The 20,524-nt window shown below is 71.1% G+C and carries 15 protein-coding genes and 1 pseudogene; 11 read left to right on the top strand and 5 right to left on the bottom strand.

Annotation, left to right across the window (positions count from 1 at the left end):
- Positions 1-84 precede the first annotated feature (84 nt).
- Both helR and OHS59_RS04390 read right to left on the bottom strand, forming a co-directional pair.
- Positions 85-2,253 (bottom strand): RNA polymerase recycling motor ATPase HelR, encoded by a 2,169-nt coding sequence (gene helR / locus OHS59_RS04395; RefSeq protein WP_328492062.1) that lies wholly within the window; start codon positions 2,251-2,253, stop codon positions 85-87.
- A 165-nt stretch (positions 2,254-2,418) separates the two neighbouring features.
- The gene (locus OHS59_RS04390) at positions 2,419-3,261 is read right to left on the bottom strand and encodes an alpha/beta fold hydrolase (protein ID WP_328492061.1); all 843 of its coding nucleotides are present in this window, start codon (positions 3,259-3,261) and stop codon (positions 2,419-2,421) included.
- A gap of 180 nt (positions 3,262-3,441) precedes the next feature.
- Between OHS59_RS04390 and OHS59_RS04385 the strand changes: the two genes are divergently transcribed.
- Entirely contained in the window at positions 3,442-3,843 is a 402-nt protein-coding gene (locus OHS59_RS04385; RefSeq protein ID WP_328492060.1) for a winged helix-turn-helix transcriptional regulator, read from the top strand.
- A 72-nt stretch (positions 3,844-3,915) separates the two neighbouring features.
- On the opposite strand, the pseudogene OHS59_RS04380 reads toward OHS59_RS04385, so the two are convergent.
- The 3 genes and pseudogenes from OHS59_RS04380 to OHS59_RS04370 form a co-directional block, all read right to left on the bottom strand.
- Positions 3,916-5,347: pseudogene (locus tag OHS59_RS04380) on the bottom strand (glycoside hydrolase family 43 protein).
- Positions 5,344-5,850, bottom strand: coding sequence for a LysE family translocator (locus OHS59_RS04375; RefSeq protein WP_328492059.1), 507 nt, complete (start codon positions 5,848-5,850; stop codon positions 5,344-5,346). Before OHS59_RS04375 ends, OHS59_RS04380 begins: the two are co-directional and overlap by 4 nt.
- 202 nt (positions 5,851-6,052) lie before the next feature.
- Positions 6,053-7,471 (bottom strand): glycoside hydrolase family 76 protein, encoded by a 1,419-nt coding sequence (locus tag OHS59_RS04370; protein ID WP_328492058.1) that lies wholly within the window; start codon positions 7,469-7,471, stop codon positions 6,053-6,055.
- Between the two features lie 333 nt (positions 7,472-7,804).
- Between OHS59_RS04370 and OHS59_RS04365 the strand changes: the two genes are divergently transcribed.
- The 10 genes from OHS59_RS04365 (at position 7,805) to OHS59_RS04320 (ending at position 20,499) form a co-directional block, all read left to right on the top strand.
- Positions 7,805-8,902, top strand: coding sequence for a LacI family DNA-binding transcriptional regulator (locus OHS59_RS04365; protein ID WP_328492057.1), 1,098 nt, complete (start codon positions 7,805-7,807; stop codon positions 8,900-8,902).
- 185 nt (positions 8,903-9,087) lie between these two features.
- The gene (locus OHS59_RS04360; protein ID WP_328492056.1) at positions 9,088-10,698 is read left to right on the top strand and encodes an FAD-dependent oxidoreductase; all 1,611 of its coding nucleotides are present in this window, start codon (positions 9,088-9,090) and stop codon (positions 10,696-10,698) included.
- A gap of 200 nt (positions 10,699-10,898) precedes the next feature.
- Positions 10,899-13,043 (top strand): hydantoinase/oxoprolinase family protein, encoded by a 2,145-nt coding sequence (locus OHS59_RS04355; protein ID WP_328492055.1) that lies wholly within the window; start codon positions 10,899-10,901, stop codon positions 13,041-13,043.
- The gene (locus OHS59_RS04350; protein ID WP_328492054.1) at positions 13,040-13,684 is read left to right on the top strand and encodes a hypothetical protein; all 645 of its coding nucleotides are present in this window, start codon (positions 13,040-13,042) and stop codon (positions 13,682-13,684) included. The genes OHS59_RS04355 and OHS59_RS04350 overlap by 4 nt, the downstream gene beginning before the upstream one ends.
- A gap of 3 nt (positions 13,685-13,687) precedes the next feature.
- Positions 13,688-14,974 carry a TRAP transporter large permease subunit gene (locus tag OHS59_RS04345; RefSeq protein WP_328492053.1) on the top strand — a complete coding sequence of 429 codons (1,287 nt, stop codon included), beginning with the start codon at positions 13,688-13,690 and terminating at the stop codon, positions 14,972-14,974.
- Positions 14,975-15,050: 76 nt separating this feature from the next.
- A complete protein-coding gene (locus OHS59_RS04340; RefSeq protein WP_328492052.1) occupies positions 15,051-16,166 on the top strand; it encodes a hypothetical protein in 1,116 nt (371 codons plus the stop codon).
- 213 nt (positions 16,167-16,379) lie between these two features.
- Positions 16,380-17,576, top strand: coding sequence for a glycoside hydrolase family 64 protein (locus tag OHS59_RS04335; protein ID WP_443061379.1), 1,197 nt, complete (start codon positions 16,380-16,382; stop codon positions 17,574-17,576).
- Between the two features lie 108 nt (positions 17,577-17,684).
- Positions 17,685-18,197, top strand: coding sequence for a hypothetical protein (locus OHS59_RS04330; RefSeq protein WP_443061378.1), 513 nt, complete (start codon positions 17,685-17,687; stop codon positions 18,195-18,197).
- Between the two features lie 185 nt (positions 18,198-18,382).
- Entirely contained in the window at positions 18,383-19,894 is a 1,512-nt protein-coding gene (locus OHS59_RS04325) for an MFS transporter (protein WP_328492051.1), read from the top strand.
- On the top strand, positions 19,891-20,499 hold the full coding sequence (locus OHS59_RS04320; protein ID WP_328492050.1) for a TetR/AcrR family transcriptional regulator: 609 nt from the start codon (positions 19,891-19,893) through the stop codon (positions 20,497-20,499). Before OHS59_RS04325 ends, OHS59_RS04320 begins: the two co-directional genes overlap by 4 nt.
- The last annotated feature ends 25 nt before the right edge of the window (positions 20,500-20,524 follow it).

Here is a 20,524-nt window from a genome sequence, read left to right as displayed (position 1 = left end):
CGCCTCCTGGTGACCGGCGGGCGCGGACGTGTCTCCCATTCTCTCCCGTGGGCCGCTCCCGCGCCCGGGTGGTGGCGGCCGGTGTCAGGTGCTCGTGAGGACGACCAGTCGCTGGGTCGCCCGGGTCATCGCGACATAGCGGTCGACCGCTCCTTCGACACCCGTGCCGTACGTCTGCGGGTCGACGAGGACGACCAGGTCGAACTCCAGGCCCTTCGACAGCTCCGGGGTCAGCGACCGGACGCGGGGCGTCGCCCGGAACGTCGGATCGCCGATGACGCAGGCGATCCCGTCGGTGTGCGCGGCGAGCCAGGTGTCGAGCACGGAGTCCCGCTCCGCGACGGAACCGTGGACGACGGGGACGCCCGTGCTGCGGACGGACGTCGGCACGTTGGCGTCCGGGAGCGCGGCCCTGATGACCGGCGCGGCTTCCGCCATGACCTCTTCGGGGGTCCGGTAGTTGATGCTCAGGGAGGCCACGTCGATGCGGTCGAGCCCGATCCGCTCCAGCCGCTCCCGCCACGACTCGGTGAACCCGTGCCTGGCCTGGGCGCGGTCCCCGACGATGGTGAAGCTCCGGGACGGGCAGCGCAGCAGCAGCATCTGCCACTGCGCGTCGGTCAGTTCCTGTGCCTCGTCCACGACGACGTGCGCGAAGGGCCCGGCGAGCAGGTCCGGTTCGGCGGTGGGCAGTTCGGACTCGTCGACCATGCTGACCTTGGCGTCCTCGCCGCGCAGCATCGTCACCAGGCCCTCGCCGTCGTCGCCGTCGGCGCCCGAGTCGGCCGCGGCCTCGATCAGGTTGTCGACGACCTGGGTCATGCGCTCGCGCTGGGCGGCGAGAACGGCCTCGTGCCGGCGCCCCCGCCGGGCCGCCTCGGGGTCGCCGAGCCGCTGCCGTGCCGCGTCCAGGATCGGCAGGTCGGACACCGTCCACGCCTGGGTGTCCGCGCGCCGCAGCTTCCGTACGTCGTCGGGGCCGAGCCAGGGAGCGCACAGCCGCAGGTAGGCGGGCACCGACCACAGGTCCCCGACGAGGTCGGTGGCTTCGAGCAGCGGCCACGCGCGGTCGAGGGTCCCGGTCAGCTCCTCGTCGTGCAGCAGCGACCTGCGGAACAGCTCGGGCGGGACGTCGACGTCGTGCTTGTCCAGCAGGATCGTGAGCAGGGTCTCCCAGATCTGGTCACGTGCCTCGTTGTGCGGAACACCGGGTCCCGGTGTCTCGAACGCCTCGGCCCAGTCCTCGGCGCTCAGCCAGACCTCGGACCAGGGGGTCGACACCGTCATCCCCTTGGTGGGAGGCGTCTCGTAGAACGCGACCGCCTTCTCGATCGCCTTCACCATGCCCGCGGACGACTTGAGGGACGCCACCTCCGCGTCGCTCTCGTCCACCGCTCCGGCTCCCTCGGCGACGAGGTCCCGCAGGGTGCAGGTCTGCACACCCTCCTCTCCGAGGCTGGGCAGGACATCGGCGACGTACGCCAGATAGGGCTGGTGCGGGCCGACGAACAGCACTCCGCCCCGGCGGTGGCCGAGACGGGGGTCGGAGTAGAGGAGGTAGGCGGCCCGGTGCAGTGCGACGACCGTCTTGCCCGTGCCCGGACCGCCGTCCACGACGAGCGCGCCGCGGGATCCCGCGCGGATGATCGCGTCCTGGTCGGCCTGGATGGTCGTCAGCACGTCCCGCATCCGGGCCGACCGCGTACTGCCCAGGCTGGCGACGAACGCCGAGTGGTCGTCGAGCGCGGCATGCCCTTCGAGCCCTTCGGCGGTGAACACCTCGTCCCAGTAGTCGCTGATCCGGCCGCCGGTCCAGCGGTACCTGCGACGGCTGGTCAACCCCATCGGATCGGCGTGGGTCGCCGCGAAGAAGGGCTCGGCCGCGGGGGAGCGCCAGTCGATCAGCAGTCGGCGCCCGCCGCTGTCGGTGAGACCGAGCCGTCCGATGTAGAGCGGCTCGGGATCGTCGGCGCCGACGATGTGCCCGAGGCACAGATCGAGACCGAAGCGGCGCAGGGTACGCAGCCGACCGGTCAGCCGGTGGATCTCGGCGTCCCGCTCCATCGCCTCCCGGCCGATGCCGCCGGGCGCCCGGCGTGCGGCGGCGAGCCGCTCGGACAGTTCGGTGATCGTCTGATCGAGGCTCTCCGCGATGGCCGCGAAGTGCTTCTCGTCGCGGCCGATCAGCAGCGGGTCGGCCTTGGGGGAGAGATGCTCGGGAAGACTGAACGCGCTCGTGGTCAGCGAGCCCATGTCACCGCCTCCCGCCGGAGGTTGTGAACCGACAGCAACACGCACTTCGTAAGTCCTCATTTCCGCAGGTACCGGCCTCAGGCCAGCGATTGTGCGGTACGACGGGGGCCTTGCCGCAAGCCCCCCGGTGCGCTATAAGTTGAGAGTGGCAAGGAGTGGGTGTTCCTACTTGCCCCCCTCGTCCATGGCGAGGAAGGGCCCCAGCAGGCCGAGCAGTTCGGCGGGGCGATGCAGCGGGATGATGTGACCGCAGTCCTCGATGACATGGCCCACGAGACGATCCGCCACAGGCCGTAGCTGCTGTTCGAGCACTCTGCCCACCGGCCGGGCACCGACAGCCATGGTGGGGACGGTCAACCGGCTCGTCCGCACGGCTTCCCGCAGCTGCCGCGCACTCGTGGGCAGCGCCCGGTAGTACGAGAAGGCGCAGCGCAGGGCCTCGCCGCCGGTGTACGCGTCGACGAAGGCGTCACGGACCTCGGGTCGCACGCCCTGTCCGAGCGTGCCGGCGTTCAGGAACCAGTCGATGTACTCGGCCTCGTGCCCGGTGAGCACGGATTCCGCGAGGCCGGGTTCCGAGTGGAAGCCGAACCACCACGGCGCCCCGTTCGCGAAGAACTCCTCGGCGCCCGGCAGCCCGCCCAGCAGTGACTCCATGACCACGAGCCGTCGTACGAGTCCGGGGCGGCGCATGGCGAGCAGGAAGGCCGGCGGGGTGCCCGCATCGATGCCGACGACCGCTGCGGAACGCACCCCGAGGGCGTCGAGGACGGCTTCGGCATCGGCGGCGAGCGTGCCGGCGTCGTACCCGTCCGCCGCCCGAGCGCTCGCCCCGAATCCGCGCAGGTCCGGTGCGATCACCCGGTGGCGATCGGCGAGCCCGTCCAGGACATCGGTCCACAGCCGCCAGGTGTGCGGGAAGCCGTGGAGCAGCAGGACCGCCGGGCCCTCACCGGCCAGGGCCACGTTGAGGTCGGCGCCGTCGGCCGTGATCCGCCGGAGTTCCACGGCGGGTCGGTGGCGGCTGGACGCGGGGCCGGCCGGAGGGCCTGACGCAGGGCTCGACGTACGGCTCGGTGTGGCAGGCACATGGACCTCTCAGGCAGTTACCAATGGTGACAACAGAACGATAGGTAAGTACCGTGGGAGGGCCAAGACCGCACTTCTTATACAGGTGGTGAGCCCGAGGTGACCCCCTCGTCAGAGTCCGGGCGTGGGCGCGGAGACCTGTTCTCTCCGCAGTGCCCGACCCGCCGTCTGCTCGACCGGATCGGCACGAAGTGGACGTCGATGGCCGTCAAGGTGCTTGCGGAGGCGTCGCCGGGCGAGGTCCGCTTCGCGGAGCTGCAGCGCAGGATGGCCGGGGTCTCGCAGAAGATGCTGTCGGTCACCCTGCAGAACATGGCCAGGGACGGCCTGGTCGACCGCCGGGTGGAACCGACGGTGCCGCCCCGGGTGCACTACCGGCTCACTCCGCTCGGCCTCTCGCTGGAAGGACCGCTGGCCATGGTCCGTGCCTGGGCGGAGGAACACATGGCCGAGATCGACCGTGCCAACCGGCGGAGCGAGGAAGCTGCCGCGGCCGACTGACGCCGGACGACTGACAGAGGCCGACGGAGGCGACCGGGAGCGGGGTGCTCGGCGCTCCCGGTCGCGTCGGTGTCAGGAGGGCCGCAACTCGAACCAGTCGAAGGCCGCGCTGCCCCGAGTGGCGTACATGCCGGGGAAGTGTGTCGGGGCCGCCGCCGCGCAGGCCGGGCGGGGGAGGCGCCGCCGGGTCGCGGGAGGTGACAGTGGGCGGCAGGACGTCGGAGGTCGTGATGTCGACGCGCAGCCTCAACGGGCCCGCGGGTACGGCCCGTTCGGCGATCGCGTGGCTCAGCGGGCCGATCCTGGCGACCGCGCGGACCGTGCCGTCGCCCACCTCCACCTCGTAGTGATGCGCCTCGTCCAGGCGTACCGCGAGCCCGCCCCGGCCGCCGTCGGAGACCTCGACCAGCGTGCGCGCGCTGCAGTCGGGGTCGCGCTGCCGTCGTCCGACGAGGAGCGCGCCCGGTGTGTCGAGGCTGTCCGCGCGGGCGTGCAGGACCAGGTGCCCCGGCCGTTCGTCGAGCCGTACGGCCTCCGGGTCGCTCCGCCGCGGGGACACCCAACACGGCGCGAGCCGGGGGGAGTCGAAGTCGTCCCGGTCCGGCTCCGGAGGCCAGGGGTGCGGGGTGAGCGCCGGAGCCTGCGCACGCAGGTCCAGCGGCCCGGGCAGGGGCCATCCGTCCTCCCACCGCACCGGTGCCAGGAACGTCTCGCGGCCCATGCCGTGGTACATCGGTGTGTCACCGCGGGGCCTGGTGCCGAGCAGCACCATCCACCAGCTGCCGTCCCGCGCCTGTACGAGGTCACCATGGCCGGTGTTCTGCACCGGATGGCTCGTACTGCGGTGGGACAGAACGGGGTTGGCCGGATGCGGTTCGAACGGACCCGGCAGCGTGCGGGACCTGGCCACCGACAGGGCGTGGCCGCGTTCGGTGCCGCCCTCCGACAGCAGCAGGTACCACCAGCCGTCGATCCGGTAGAGGTGCGGGCCCTCGGGGTACTGCAGTCCGCTGCCCGACCACATCGGCACCGGCTCGCCCAGCGGCCGGCCGGACTTCGGGTCGACGCGGACCCCGCGGATCCCGTCCGCCGAGAAGACGCACCAGCAGGTTCCGTCCTCTTCCCAGGCCAGATCCGGGTCGATGCCCGGAACGCCGACCGGTACCGGATCCGACCAGGGACCCGCCGGGTCCTCGGCGGTCACCAGGATGGTGCCCGCCCCGGCGACCACGGTCGTGATCATCCAGAACAGTCCGTCGTGGTGGCGCAGGGTCGGCGCGTACACCCCCGTGGAGGCGGCGGCCGTGTCGGGCAGTGCCAGCTGCGACGGCCGGTCCAGGGCATGCCCGATCAGCCGCCAGTGCACCAGGTCGCGGCTGTGCCACAGGGGTACGCCCGGTACGTACTCGAAACTGGACGTCGCCAGGTAGTAGTCGTCGCCGACCCGGCAGATGCTGGGGTCCGGGCTGAAGCCGGGTATGACGGGATTGTCGAAGAACGTCATTTCCGTCCCTGCGGAGTGCGGTCGGGGAAGTCCCCTGGGAAGGTTCCTTGGGGCTGGGGCTGGGGCTGGGGCTGGGGCTGGAACCGGACCTGGGCTGGGGCCGGGCGGGCTCGGGGGAGCTTATGCCGAAGCGCTCCCCGTCGACCCCGGCCGCCCGGGAAATGCTCCGCAGGAGAGTGTCGTGCTGGAAACCGCCACGTCGGCCGGCGTGCCGCCCCGACGCGGTGGCGGAGGCCGTGTCCGTGGCGGGACTCGTGCGCCACCGCCCCTGTCGGCGCGGTGGACGTGTCGCGGTGGCGGCGGCGCGCGTCCAGGAGTGCTCGAACGCCCAGGTGGATCAGATAGGCGGCGCCGGCGAGTTTGATCACGGTGAAGGCGAGCGCTGAGCAGGCGGCGATCACGGAGAGCCCCAGTGCGGCGGCGCCCATGTGGACGCACAACCCGCTCCGGGCGCCCAGAGCGGCCGCTCTGCCCAGGGCAGGGCGCCGAGCGGCCGCCCGCACGATGACCAGGAAGTCCGGGCCGGGGAATCAGGTAGGCCAGTACCACCACAGCAAGGAATCCAGTCAGGTCGACCGACATCAGCCCGCTCCGTCCTGTGCGTCCGGCCCTCGGGCACACGTGGCTGTGGAGTTCCACCGTCGGCGCGGGTCATGCGGATGTGTCGTCCTGGGCCGAGGTGCCGAGCAGTGGGCGCGGTGACTCTCAGGACGCGGCGTTCATCAGGTCGAGGGCGCTCTGCTGGCGGGCGGCGTCCGTCTTGTCCACGGGGCCGTACCAGCGCAGGCCGTACTGGTCGAGGGGGTTGCGGTCGGCGGCATGGGCCTGGGTGGCCTGCCTGTTGAGGTACGCCGTGTAGGGACGGTCGGACAGGGCGGCGTTCAGCTTCGCCAGGCCGCGTACGTCGGCGCCCTTGAAGGATGCTCCGTCGGCGCCGCAGTCACCCGACTCGCAGGGGTCCCTGAGGATGCCGGCCGAGGTGTTGAGCTTGCTGGAGACGATGTTGGCGTCGGCGATCCGGCGGGCCGTGGCGAGCACCGAGGCGTCACCCGTGGCCTTGTGCAACTCGGTGAGTCCGCCGATGAGTTGGCCCTGGTTGTACGACCAGACCGTGCTGTCGCCGACCTTGCAGGTGCTCAGGCTCAGGCCGTCGCTGACCGTCTGGTCGGCGTTGATCATGCCGGTGCCCTGGAACCAGCTCCAGTCCGCCTTCGCGCGCTGGAGGTAGGTGGTGTCGCCCGGGATACGGTTGTGCAGGGCCGCGTTCAGCTCGATGTAGAGGGAGTTGGGTATGGCGTTCTTCACCGTCTTCGCGGTGCTCCACCACACCCCGCCACCACAGGTGTTGTCCCAGTAGGAGGCCATGTGGTCCGCGTCGGCGCGGGCCGTGGCCAGATAGCGGGCGTCGCCGGTGAGGTCGTACGCCGCGATCCAGGTCAGGCCCCACCAGCCGGTGTCGTCGATGTAGTCGTTGCGGAACTGCCCCGCCGCCGAGGTGAGTTGGAGGTCGTAGGTGCGGGCAATGGCGTAGCGGTAGCTCTGCATGCCGGTGACCCGGATGTTGTCGATGACGGCGTGCAGCGCGTTGGCGGAGTTCCACCAGCCGGTGGTGTCGAAGAGGCCGGTGCCGTAGTTGTAGAACTGCATCTGCGCGGTCGCCGCCGCGGTGCGCCGGTCGCCGGCGTTCCAGGTGGTCCGGGCCCACGGTGTGCAGGCGATGTCGGGGCGGTCGGCCGCCTTGCCGCAGGCGCGCAGGGCGCCGACGCCGTGGCCCGCCCAGTCGTCGACGTTGTACATCAACGTCCGCCAGCCGCTCTGGCCCGCCGGGATCTTCGTGGCGCCGAGGCGGCTGTTCGCGGACCAGGTACGGCCGCCGTCGAAGGAGCGGTCCAGCCATACCTCGTCCCCGGGGCTGCCGTTGCCGACGGAGGCCCAGCCCATGGCGTCGGCGTCGTCGAAGTGCAGCTCGAACGTGCGCGAGAAGAGCGAGGCGGTGACGGGTCTGCGGTCCTGGGGGCTGAGGGCCGGATCCCGTGCGTCGCAGTACTTGTTGCACACCGTCGCCGCCGCTGTGTCAGGGGCCGCGGCGGAAGGCGGGGCGGCCTGGATCAACAAGGCCGACATCGTTGTCAGAGAGAGGGCGAGAGCTGCGAGTGGCGATCGTCTGACGCGCATGGATGATCTCCCGAAGGCTTGCCGAACACTGCGGTGGGGCACAGGGGCTGGTCCTTGGAAAGGCTCGGCGTGGACGCTAACCGGAACCGGTTGACAGGTCAATGGTCCGGATCAATGTTCAACGGCTTCCGGGGGCGGAACCCGGCGGAAGAAGTCGTGTCACACCTCTTGACCGCTGCCGCGAAGGCACCTCACAGTTCTGCTAATGCGCATTACTTATACGCATTAGCAAGTCGGTGCGAGCAAGTTGGTGCGGCCCTCGGCGGCCGGGTGAGGAGCACGGTGGAACAGCCCAGCAAGCGACCCAGGCGAGGGCGGACGCCCGCGACAACCGGACGTACGTCCCGGCCGCGGCAGGCCGAGGTCGCCCGGCTGGCCGGAGTGTCCCAGGCCACGGTGTCGCTCGTGCTGTCGGACAAGGCTCAGGGGTCGGCGATCTCGGACGAGACACGGCAGCGGGTGCTCGACGCGGCCCGCAGCCTCGGTTACGTACCGGACCCGGCGGCCCAGCGTCTTGCGGCGGCCCGCAACAACCTGCTCGGTGTCTACAGCTTCACGGCCACCTTCCCGACGGACGTGGAGCACTCGTACTACCCCTTCCTCGTCGGGGTGGAGCGGGAGGCCGCCGCGCGCGGTTACGACCTGGTGCTGTTCACGGGGTCCAGTTCCGGCGGGGCCGGGGCGGCCGGGCCCGAGGCGCTGAACCGGGTCCGGCTCGCGGACGGATGCCTGTTCCTCGGCCGGCACGTGCCGATCGCCGAACTGAAACGGATGGTCGCCGACGGGTTCCCGGTCGTGCACCTCGGCCGCCGCGAGGAGTTGGAGGGCCTGTCCTGGGTCGGTGCCGACTATGTGAGCGCCAGCGGCGAAGTGGTCCGGCACCTGGCGTCCTCGGGTCACCGCCGGATCGTCCTGGTCCGTGAGGACGACGACGCGCCCGCCTCCACGGACCGCCAACAGGGCTTCCTGGAAGGGCTGGAGGCCGCCGGACTGCCCGGCGGGGCCGAGGCCGTCTTCCGCAGCGCCGACCCGCGGCGCGACATCACCCCCGAACGGCTGCGGAGGTGGATCGCCGAGGGTGTCACCGCCTTCGTCGCGGAGGAGACCGACACCGGGGCCGCCTGGCGCGCCCTGCGAACAGCCGTCGACGAGGCCGGCCTCACCTGCCCGGCCGACCTCTCCCTCGCGCTCCTGGGCAGTCCTCCGCCCGACCTCGCCGGAGATCCGCAACCCACCGGATTCGACGTACCGCGCCACCAGCTGGGCGCGGCCGCGGTCCGGATGCTGGCCTCGCTCGTGGCGGGGGAGGAGGCCGAAGAACCCCTGGTCGCCTGCGCCTTCAGGGCCGGTGCGACCACCGGCGGCCCGCCGAAGCGGTGACGGCACCCAGCGGGAGCCGGGTGCCGAACACCACCGGCGGCAGTCACCACCGAGCACCACCAGTGCCCAGCCACCACCAGTGACAGCCACCACCAGTGACTGGCACCAGCAAGACCCACCGGCGCCAGTAACCACCGTGCACCACCGGTGCCAGTCATCACCGAGAACCATCAGCAAGGAGAAGCGTGATACCGAAGGCCGACATCCTCATCGTGGGCGGCGGACTCGGCGGCGTCGCCGCCGCGCTGGCTGCCTGCCGGGCCGGACGCAGCGTCGTGCTCACCGAGGAGACCGACTGGCTCGGCGGACAGCTCACCTCGCAGGCGGTGCCACCGGACGAGCACCCATGGGTGGAACAGTTCGGCACCACCGCCACCTACCGTCAACTGCGGGAGGGCATAAGGCAGTTCTACCGACAGTGGTACCCGCTGCGCTCCGAGGCCCTGGCACTCGCGGACCTCAACCCGGGCGCCGGGCGCGTGAGCAAGCTCTGCCACGAGCCGCGCGTGGCACTCGCCGTCATCGAGGCGATGCTCGCGCCCCACCGGGCCGCCGGCCGGCTGACCGTCCTCACCGACCACCGGCCCGTCGCGGCCGAGGCCGACAACGATGTCGTACGCTCCGTGACCCTGGAGCACCGCCACGACGGGCGGCGGGTCACCGTCCCGGCCCGCTACGTCATCGACGCCACCGAGACCGGTGAACTCCTCGAACTCGCGGGCGTCGAGCACGTCATCGGGGCCGAGGCGCGGTCCGAGTACGACGAACCGCACGCCCCTGACGAGGCCCAGCCGCTCAACCAGCAGGGCATCACCGTGTGCTTCGCGCTCTCCCACCACGAGGGCCAGGACCGCACCATCGAGCGGCCCGCCGACTACGACTTCTGGCGGGAGTACCGGCCCGACTTCTGGCCCGGACCCCTGCTGGGCTTCGAGGCGCCGGATCCGCGGTCCCTGGAGTCCGTGCCGCGTACCTTCGAGCCCAACCCGGAGCTCGACCCGCTCGCCGTGAGCGCCGACCAGAGCGCGGACGCGGGCGACAAGGAACTGTGGGGCTTCCGCCGCATCCTGGCGCGCAAGCTGCACCGGCCCGGCGCTTTCGACTCCGACATCACCCTCGTCAACTGGCCGCTGAACGACTACTGGTTGAAGCCGCTCGTCGGGGCGGGGGCGCGGACAGGGGCCGAAGCGGTCGCCGGAGCACGGCAGTTGTCGTTGTCGGTCCTCTACTGGCTGCAGACCGAGGCGCCCAGGCAGGACGGCGGCACCGGGTTCCCGGGTCTGCGCCCGCGCCCGGACGTGACCGGCACTCCGGACGGCCTCGCGAAGGCGCCGTACGTCCGGGAGTCGCGCCGGATCAAGGCGGTCACCACCGTCACCGAGCACGACGTGGCGATCGACCTGGTCGGCCCCTACGGCGGCACCAAGTACCGCGACTCGGTCGGGGTCGGCAACTACCGGATCGACCTGCACCCCTCGACCGGCGGCGACAACTACATCGACATCGGCTCGGTGCCCTTCGAGATCCCGCTCGGCGCGCTGGTGCCCGGGCGGGTCCGCAACCTGCTGCCCGCCGGCAAGAACATCGGCACGACGCACATCACCAACGGCTGCTACCGGCTCCACCCGGTGGAGTGGAACATCGGCGAGGTCGCGGGCGCCCTGGCCGCCCACTGTCTGGCCGAGGACGTCGAACCCCACCAGGTCCAGGCCGAGGACAAGCGGTTCGAGGAGTTCGCACGCGGGCTCGACCGTGCCGGAGTGCAGCGCCACTGGCCCGACGTACGGGGCTACTGAACCCACGGGGACATCGGACTCATGGAGACATCGGACCCACGGGGTCACTGAACCCACGGGGTCACTGAACAACGGTGCACACGGCGGCCCCGGTCGCCGTACCGCGTGCCCGCTCCGGGCGGACCGGCTGCTGAACCAGCCGGTCTGTCCGCCCGGCCGGCGCCGCGCATGACTGACAGAGCACAAGGAGGTGCCCAGACATGACCACCCACAGAATTCGCGTCGGCATCGACGTCGGCGGAACCTTCACCGACGCCGTGGCCGTGAACGCCACCACACTGAGCTTGCTGGGACAGGTCAAGGTCCCCACCAGCCACCATCACGAGGACGGTGTCGCCCACGGCATCGTCGAGGCGCTGGACCGACTGCTCCAGCAGGTCGGCCGCGACCCCGCCGACGTCGCGTTCCTGGCGCACGGCACCACCCAGGCCACCAACGCCCTGCTGGAGGGCGACGTCGCCACCGTCGGCCTGATCGGCATCGGCAGCGGGCCAGGCGCCGTCCTCACCCGCCGGCTCGCGGCCCTCGGCCGACTCGAACTCGCCCCCGGCAAACGGCTTCCGCTCGCCTACGCCCACGTGCCCGACCCGGACGACGCCAGTGCCGTACGCGCCGCGGTCGAGCAGGTCACGGCGGCCGGAGCCGAAGTCCTCGTAGCCACCGAGCCGTTCGCCGTGGACCGCCCGGAAGGCGAGCAGTCGGTACTGGAGGCCGCCCGCCCCGCCGGGCTCCCGATGACGGCCGCGCACGAGATCACCTCGCTGTACGGACTGCACAAGCGGACCCGTACCGCCGTCGTCAACGCGGCCATCCTGCCGCGGATGCTCGCCACCGCCGACCTCGTCGACGCGTCCATCACCAAGGCGGGCATCACCGCGCCGCTCATGGTCATGCGCTGCGACGGTGGTGTCATGGCGCTCGACGAGATGCGCCGACGGCCGCTGCTGACCGTCCTTTCGGGCCCGGCGGCCGGAGTCGCCGGCGCCCTGATGCAGGAGCGGATCAGCGAGGGGGTCTTCCTCGAAACCGGCGGCACCTCCACCGACATCAGCGTCATCCGCCGCGGCAAGGTCGCCGTCCGGCACGCCACCATGCTCGGCAGGAGCTCCTACCTCAACGCACTCGACGTCCGCACCGTCGGTGTCGGCGGCGGCTCGATGGTCCGCGTCGACCTGACCCGGGGCGACCAGGCCCGTGTCACGGCCGTCGGACCGCGCAGCGCCCACATCGCGGGACTGCCCTACGCCTGCTTCGCCGATCCGGCCGACCTGCGCGACGCCACCCTGGCCACCGTGCGTCCGATGCCCGACGACCCGGCCGACCACGCCGTCCTGGACGCGGCGGGCGGCCGGTACGCCATCACCATGACCTGCGCCGCCAACGCGCTCGGCCGTGTCCCCGAGGGCGACTTCGCGCACTGCGACCAGCAGGTGGCACGGGCCGCGATCGCCCCGCTCGCCGCCGCGATGGGCGTGGACGTGCCCACGGCCGCGGCCCGCATCCTCGACGCGGGCGCCGAGCAGGTGAAGTCGGTGGTGGACAGGATCGTGCGCGACTACCGCCTCGACGCCGACACCGCGGTCCTCGTCGGCGGCGGGGGAGGAGCCGCCACCGTCACCCCGCACCTCGCGGCCCTCACCGGCATGGAGGGCAGGATCGCCCGCAACAACGAGGTCATCAGCCCGATCGGCGTGGCCCTGGCCCTGGTGCGCGAGCAGGTCGAGCGGATCATCCCCGGCGCCACCCAGGAACAGATCCTCGCCGTACGCGCCGAGGCCGAGCGGGCCGTCGTCGCCCAGGGCGCCGCCGCCGACGGAGTCGAGGTCGAGGTGACCGTCGACCCGCAGACCAGCACCGTCCGCGCCATCGCCACCGGCGCCACCGAACTGCGTACCCAGGACCGCTCGCACAGTGCCGACGACACCGAACGCCTCGCCGCGGCGGCCGCCAGCCTCAAGACCGACCCTGACCGGGTCCGCGTCCTCGCCGGCACACCCGCCCACACGGTCTACGGCACCGAGGTGCGCCGCCGGCTGCGGGCTTCCCGGCACCCCGTGCGCGTCGTGGACGCCGACGGTGTCGTACGCCTGCACGCCTCCGACGCACAGGTGGCCGCCACCACCGTGGGCGCCGCGCCCGAACTGCTCAGCAACCTCGTCCGCGAGGCGACGTCGTACGGTGACGGCGGAGTCCGGGCCCCCGCGTTGCGGCTCCTCCTCGGCTCCCGTATCGCCGACCTCTCCGGAGTCCTCGACCCGCAGCCGCTGCTCGCCCTGGCCCGCAGCGAGATGCGGGACCGCGCGGCCGACGAGCCCGTGGTGGCCGTGGTGGAGGTGCGGTCATGAACCGCTCCCTCGCGACGGCGGAGACGGGGAAGACCCACGAACCCGTTGCCGACCCGGCCACGCACGACACGCACGAGCCGAAGGACACCGGCGAGACCGACGACCTCGATCTCGCGGTGCGCCTGCTCGCCGGCACGCCCACCCACGAGGGACGGGATCCCGCCCTGCTGCGCCGGTGGGCCGAGGCGGCCGACGCGTTCGGCGCCGCCCTCGAACCCGGGCCGTGCCGCGCCCGGATCGTGGAACGCGACGACGGACTCGACGAGTTGCTGCTCGCCCGCTACACCTCGCGGCCCGCCACCGTCGAGATCTGCCTCGACACCGTCGACCGGGCCGAGCGGCTCATCGACGAACTCGGCTGGCGCTCCTGGTATCCGGTGGGATCCGTACGCGCCGCGGCCCTCGCCCACGAGAGCGCGCACGAGCACTTCCACCACAAGGAGACGCGGGCCGCGCTCAAGGAGGCGATCGGGCACACCGCGCTGCGGCTCGGCCGCTTCCGCGTCCTCGCCCATGTCGCCGGGGCCGAGGAGATCGCCGCCCACGCCTACGCCCGTACCGTCTGCGGACTCGGCCGCAGCCCCCTCCTGCTGACCGCCGCGCTCGCCGCCGCCGTCGGCGCGCCAAGAAGAGAGAACTGAGCCATGGGTGTCCTCATCCTGCTCGTCATGGCCGCGGGAGTCGCCGCCATGCTCACCCGCAAACTGCCCACGGCGTTCGCGCTCGTCATCCTCGCCGTCGTCATCGCCTTCGTCGCCGGCGCACCGCTGACCGGCAAGAACAGCGTCATCGACACGGTGCTCCAGGAGGGCGCGCCCGCGCTGGCCGCCACCATGATCGCCATCGTGCTGGGGTCGTGGCTCGGCAAGCTCCTGGAGGAGACGGGGGTCGCCGCCACCCTCGTACGCAAGATCGTCGAGTTCGGCGGTGACCGGCCGGTCGTCGTGGCCCTCGGTGTGCTGGCGGTCTCCGCGCTCGTCGGCACCGTCACCGGATCCGCTCCCGCCGCGATGCTCGCCGGGCTCATCGGCATCCCTGCCATGATCGCGGTGGGCATCCCGAAGGTGACCGCGGCCGGAACCATCCTCATGGGCATCGCGGTGGGCATCCCCTTCGAGCTGCCGCTGTGGCAGTTCTTCTCCACCGCTCTCGAACTGCCCGTGCCGACCGTCCGCGGCTTCATGGTGAAGCTGTTCCCGTTCGCCCTGGTGGCCGCGCTCCTGTACGTGTTCGTCGAGTCGCGCCGACGGGGCGTGGAGCACACCTGGTCCCTCAAGTCGCTCCAGGAAAAGCCGAGTTCGCCGAGCCGCAGGCAGCGGCTGGGTGACGCCCCCTGGTACGCGCTGCTCACCCCGGCGGTGCCGCTGATCCTCGCCCTGGGCTTCGAACTCGCCATCATCCCCTCCCTGTTGGCGGGCGTCCTGTACGCGCTGGTCACCACCACCCGCCCCCGGGAGATGAACAAGCGGCTGCTGCGCACCCTGTACGGCGGTTTCGAGGTGGCGGCCCCGCCGATCGCCCTGTTCATCGCCATCGGCATCCTGCTGGCCGCGGTGAAACTTCCCGGCGCGGTCGAGGCGCTCGAACCACTGGTGAAGGCGGTCAGTCCGCAGAACGCCGTGCTGTTCGTGGGCGTCTTCACCCTGCTCGTGCCGCTGTGCCTGTACCGGGGGCCGCTGAACGTGTTCGGACTGGGTGCCGGTATCGCCGGTGTCCTCATCTCCACCGGGATCTACCCGGCCGCGGTCGTCCTCGGCATGGCCACCTCGTACAACCAGGTCTTCGGCGTCGCCGACCCCACCAGCACCCAGACGGTGTGGGCCGCCCAGTACGCCGGCGTCACCCCGCAGCAGGTCATGGTGCGCACCTTGCCCTATGTATGGGCCGTCGCCCTGGGCGGGCTGTGCGTCACCGCCGCCACCTACCTCTGACCGGCGGCCACGACCGGTCGTGGCCTGTGCACCGCAACTCCCGTCAGCACGCCCGCTTCTCTTCCTGGAGTCGACCATGAACGAGCCGCGTCCCGGCCGTCGTCTGTTCCTGCGTGCCGGTGCCGCCACCGGCGCCGCCCTGACCGTGGGCGGGCTCACCGCCCCGGCCGCGTCCGCCCTCACCGCGGACGGGACCGCCGCCCCGGCCGCGTCCGCCCTCACCACGGACGGGACCGCCGCCCCGGCCGCGTCCGCCCTCACCGCGGACGGGACCGCCGCCCCGGCAGTAGCCGCGGCGCCCGGCGGCTTCCCCGACTACAAGTACGTACGCACCCTGCTCACACCGTCCCAGCTGAAGTACAACCCGACGGGCGAGATCATCTTCCCGTGCATCCGGGGCACGGCCGGCCGCCTCTCCAACCCCCTGGGCAAGTACTACCTGTACTACGGGCCGCACGACGCGCCCGGCGGCATCTGCCTGGCCTACGGGGACTCCCTTGAGGGCCCCTTCACGGAGTACCCGAACAACCCGATCGTCTCCAACAACTGGGCGCCGCACTACAACGTCAGCCATGTCGCGTCCGCACACGTGATGTGGATCGAGAGCTCCAAGGAAATGTGGATGTACTTCCACGGGGAGAACACGACGACACGTCTGGCCCGCTCCAAGGACGGCATCAACTTCACCTACGACAAGGTCGTCCTGTCCACGTCCATGCTGCCCAGCGGCACCACCGAGACGTCGTACGCCCGCGTCTTCGCGCACGAACTGCCGTCCCGCGGCGCCCACTTCGTGATGGTCTTCATGCTGAACAACACCACCAACCACCGCGACATCCACTGGGGCTGGTCGGCCGACGGGCGCAACTGGACCTTCGACCAGCAGCCGCTCGTCCGGCACACGGACGTCGGCGCCGTGAACGTCGGCGGCCCTCACCTGCTGTACCGCAACAACAGCACGTACGTCGTCTACAACAAGGACAAGTCGAGCGGCGGCGACATCATGATCACCGAGGTCGGCAACGACTTCAGCAAGCGCACGCACCTCGGGGTCTTCTACAACTCCCGGAGCGCGGCGCCGGAGAACGGCCGCGCAGCCGCCCCGTCGTTCGGTACGGACGGTGGCGTCCCGTACATGATCTACGAGGCGGGGGAGCGGCTCGCCGGTTCCATCGCGATGGCCCGCGGCTGACGGGCCGCACCAGCCGCGCGTACCCGCCAGGCATCGCCCGGCAGTGCCAATGAGTCGGCGCTGCCGGGCCGCGCTCGTGCGCGGGCCGCTCGCTCCGCGAAGCGGCGGAAACCGATGTTGGTCTAGACCTTGACGTGTCCTCCTCATCGGAGCACTCTGAGAGCGCTCTCATAGGAACAGAATGATCCGCTTCCACATGGCAGGAGGACGAGCGTGCTTGCCCTAAGAAAAACGCTGGTGGCCCTGGTCGCCGCGGCGGCCGTCGGCACGGGAATCACGGCGCTGGGCCCCGTGTCCCATGCCGAGGCGGCGGTGCCGACGACCATCCCGCTCGAACTCAAGAACAACTCCGGGCGCGGCGACCAGGTCTACGTCTACGTCATCGGAACCCTGCTCTCGACCGGCCAGCAGGGCTGGGCCGACGCGAACGGCACCTTCCACGCCTGGCCCGCGGGCGGCAACCCGCCGACCCCCGCGCCCGACGCCTCGATCGCCGGACCGGCCAACGGCCAGACCAAGACGATCCGCATGCCGAAGTTCTCCGGCCGGGTCTACTTCTCGTACGGCCAGAAGCTGGTCTTCAAGCTGACCACCGGCGGTCTCGTGCAGCCCGCGGTGCAGAACCCGAGCGACCCGAACGCGAACATCCTCTTCAACTGGACCGAGTACACCCTGAACGACGGAGGGCTGTGGATCAACAGCACTCAGGTCGACATGTTCTCGGCCCCGTACGCGGTCGGCGTCAAGACCGCCGCGGGGACGGTCAAGACCACCGGGCACCTGAAGGCGGGCGGTTACAACGCCTTCTTCAACTCCCTGCGGAGTCAGTCCGGCGGCTGGGCCAACCTCATCAGGACCCGTTCGGACGGCACCGTCCTGCGAGCCCTCGCGCCGGGCCACGGCATCGAGGCGGGCGCTCTGCCGAGCACCGTCATGAACGACTACATCAACCGGGTGTGGACCAAGTACGCCGGCTCCACCCTGACGGTGACACCGTTCAAGGACCAACCCGGCACCAAGTACTTCGGCAGGGTCTCCGGCAACGTCATGAACTTCACCAACAGCTCCGGCGCCGTCGTCACCACCTTCCAGAAGCCGGACTCGGACAGTGTCTTCGGCTGCTACAAGTACCTGGACGCGCCCAACGACCTCGTCCGCGGCCCGATCTCCCGCACCCTGTGCGCGGGCTACAACCGCTCCACGCTCCTCACCAACCCCAACCAGCCCGACAGCAGTTCGGCCGGTTTCTACCAGGACGCGGTGACCAACCACTACTCCAAGAAGATCCACGAGCAGATGGCCGACGGCAAGGCCTACGGCTTCGCCTTCGACGACGTCGGCGCCCATGAGTCGCTGGTCAACGACGGCAACCCGCAGACGGCGTACATCACGCTCGACCCGTTCAGCTGAGCGGACCGGCAGAGCCGGGCACGGTCGGTGAACGGCCCGAACGCCTCTTCCGTATCCCTGGTGGACACTGCCCGCTCGCGCGGGACCAGCACGGATACGGAGAGGCACGTGCCACAGCAGCCACAGCGAGGACGTACCGGCCGCGCCCTTGTCGCCCGCGCAGTGCGCGCCGTCGCCCTGGTCGGCGGTCTGGCTCTGCTGCCGCTGGCCACGGCCTGCGGCGGGGACGAGGACGGCGACGCCAAGGGCAGTCAGGCGGAGACCTCCGCGATGTCCGCCCCCTCCGCCGGTGTGGTGGCACCGGCGAAGGTCGAGGTGATCGCCGACCTGACCGGCTGCAAGGTCAAGATCCGGACCGACGCGGACGAACTGCGCGAGGGCGTCTGCGACACCGCCGAGGGCGAATACCTCATCACGACCTTCCCCGCGGAGAAGTACAAGCTGACCTGGCTCGACAGCGCCTCCCTCTACGGAGGCAAGTACCTGGTCGGCCCGCAGTGGGCCATCAGCGCGAAGCCGAAGACGCTCGCGACGCTGCGCGCGAAGGTCGGCGGGACCATCGAGGACCTGGACGCCGCAGGCACGGCGGCCCCCGGCCCGCCCGGCCCGAAGGCGTCCTAGCGAGAACGGACGCGGGGCGAACAGGGGAACAGGGGCGGCCCACATTGATCGCGATATTGGGTGAATGGAAATTCACCAGAGATTTCAAACCGTTCCGAATGCCTCCGGGCAGTTGGTGAACAGCCATTCATGAACTAAGGTGAATGGCTGTTCACCATGCCGTGTCTCGCGTTCGGGGAAGTGCCATGCAGGATCCGACACCCAAGGAGCCTTCCCGAACCAGGAAGTCCGCGTCCCCGGAGGGGCTCCGGGCCCGACTGACGGTTCCCGTCCTCGCGTACGGCGGAATCCTGATGGCGGTCATGCAGACCGCCGTCGTACCGCTGCTCCCCGACCTGCCGAGGCTGACCGGATCCTCCGCGGCCGCCGTGTCGTGGACCGTCACCGCGACGCTCCTCGCGGGCGCCGTGCTGACGCCGGTGCTCGGCCGGGCCGGGGACATGTACGGCAAGAAGCGCGTCCTCATCATGGCCCTCTCGCTGATGACGGCCGGGTCGGTGCTGTGCGCGCTGACCTCGGACATCCGGGTGCTCATCGCGGCGCGGGCGCTCCAGGGCGCCGCGGCGGCCGTGGTGCCCCTGTCGATCAGCATCCTCCGTGACGTACTGCCGCCCGAGCGCACCGTCTCCGCCGTCGCCCTGATGAGTTCCACGGTCGGCATCGGCGCCGCGCTGGGCCTGCCGCTCGCGGCACTCATCGTGCAGTACGCGGACTGGCACACCATGTTCTGGGTGTCGGCCGCGCTGGGCGCGGCGGGGATCGCCCTCGCCTGGTGGGCGGTGGACGAGTCGGCCGTACGGCACCCGGGCCGGTTCGACACGCTCGGCGCGCTCGGCCTGGCCACGGTGCTCGTCTGCCTGCTCCTGGCGGTTTCGCAGGGCGGTGAATGGGGGTGGGCCAGCGTGCCGGTGATCGTGCTGTTCGCGGGCTTCGCGCTCTCCCTGGCCCTGTGGTGGTGGCAGCAACTGCGCGCCGAACGGCCGTTGGTCGACCTCAGGCTGGCCGCCCAACCACGCGTCGCGCTGCCGCACCTGACCGCGCTCCTCGTCGGATTCTCCTTCTACGCCAACTCCCTGGTCACGGCCCAGCTCGTACAGGCGCCCAAAGGCACCGGATACGGGCTGGGCCTGTCGATCGTCGGCGCCGGGCTGTGCCTGCTGCCCAGCGGCGTCATCATGCTGTTCCTGTCCCCGGTCTCCGCCCGTATCTCGTTGTCGCGCGGCCCCCGCGTGACACTCGCCCTGGGGGCCGTCGTCATCGCGTGCGGGTACGGCATACGGATCCTGGACAGCCGCGACCTGTGGGTGATCATCCTGGGCGGCGCCATCGTGTCGGCGGGTACGGCTCTCGCCTACTCGGCCCTTCCCACGCTGATCCTGGGCGCCGTACCCGCCGCGCAGACCGGTTCGGCGAGCGGTGTCAACGTGCTGATGCGAACCATCGGCCAGGCCGTGTGCAGTGCCGCCGTGGCCGCCATACTGGTGCATCACATCAGCCCGGTCGGCGGACTGCTCCTGCCCAGCCTGCGGGGCTATCTGCTGGCCTTCGCGATGGCCGGGGCGGTCGCACTGGCCGGGTGTGCGATGGCCCTGGCGATACCGGGGAGCAGCACGCCGGAGAAGATCGGCCGGTCGTCACGCCGGCGGCGCGGCGGACGGGCCGCGGCCAGGTCGCTGGAGGGAGCAGGAGAATCATGAGGTCCTCGAAGACCGCGACGGTGACGGCTACGACCGGGACGGCCCCGGACGGCGGCCCGAACCGCCGGGACGCCGAAGCCACCAAAGCGGCGATCCTCCGCGCCGCCCGCCACCTCCTCGCGCGGCACGCCCACGGGGACATCACGCTGAAGGCCGTGGCCGAACGGGCCGGTGTCAGCCCCCCTCTGATCATGAAGTACTTCGGCAACAAGGAAGCGCTCTTCGCGCAGGTGATGTCCTTCGAGGAGGACGCCACCGCACTGCTGGACGCGCCTCTGGAAGACCTCGGACGTCACATGGTCCGCCACGTCCTCGTCAGCCAGAGCGAACGCGGCGCCGACCCGCTGCTGCGGATCGTCTTCGCCCCGCTCCACGGAAACCAGGGAGACACGCTCCGCACCAACTTCCGCACCCAGGTGAGCGACCGGCTCGTCCTGCGCCTCGACGGCCCCGACGCGGGCCTGCGCGCCGAACTCGCCCTGAGCATGCTGCTCGGCCTCGGCGTGATGTACGGCATCGCACGGGGCGGAGAACTGCGCGCGACACCGCTCGACGTGGTCGTCGAACGGTACGCACCCGCCCTGCAGGCCTGCCTCACACCGTGAGCCGGCGACACCGGCCCGGCGGCGG

It is taken from the genome of Streptomyces sp. NBC_00414 (genome assembly GCF_036038375.1).
Classification (GTDB): domain Bacteria; phylum Actinomycetota; class Actinomycetes; order Streptomycetales; family Streptomycetaceae; genus Streptomyces.
Note: the sequence above shows the minus strand (reverse complement) of the source record. Positions and strands in the feature narration are given on the sequence as shown.

Excerpts from the sequence above, each read along its gene's own strand:
- helR (WP_328492062.1), bottom strand. The coding sequence starts at position 2,253 with ATGGGCTCGCTGACCACGAGCGCGTTCAGTCTTCCCGAGCATCTCTCC.
- OHS59_RS04370 (WP_328492058.1), bottom strand. The coding sequence starts at position 7,471 with ATGTCGGCCTTGTTGATCCAGGCCGCCCCGCCTTCCGCCGCGGCCCCT.
- OHS59_RS04355 (WP_328492055.1), top strand. The coding sequence starts at position 10,899 with ATGACCACCCACAGAATTCGCGTCGGCATCGACGTCGGCGGAACCTTC.
- OHS59_RS04350 (WP_328492054.1), top strand. The coding sequence starts at position 13,040 with ATGAACCGCTCCCTCGCGACGGCGGAGACGGGGAAGACCCACGAACCC.
- OHS59_RS04345 (WP_328492053.1), top strand. The coding sequence starts at position 13,688 with ATGGGTGTCCTCATCCTGCTCGTCATGGCCGCGGGAGTCGCCGCCATG.
- OHS59_RS04340 (WP_328492052.1), top strand. The coding sequence starts at position 15,051 with ATGAACGAGCCGCGTCCCGGCCGTCGTCTGTTCCTGCGTGCCGGTGCC.
- OHS59_RS04325 (WP_328492051.1), top strand. The coding sequence starts at position 18,383 with ATGCAGGATCCGACACCCAAGGAGCCTTCCCGAACCAGGAAGTCCGCG.
- OHS59_RS04320 (WP_328492050.1), top strand. The coding sequence starts at position 19,891 with ATGAGGTCCTCGAAGACCGCGACGGTGACGGCTACGACCGGGACGGCC.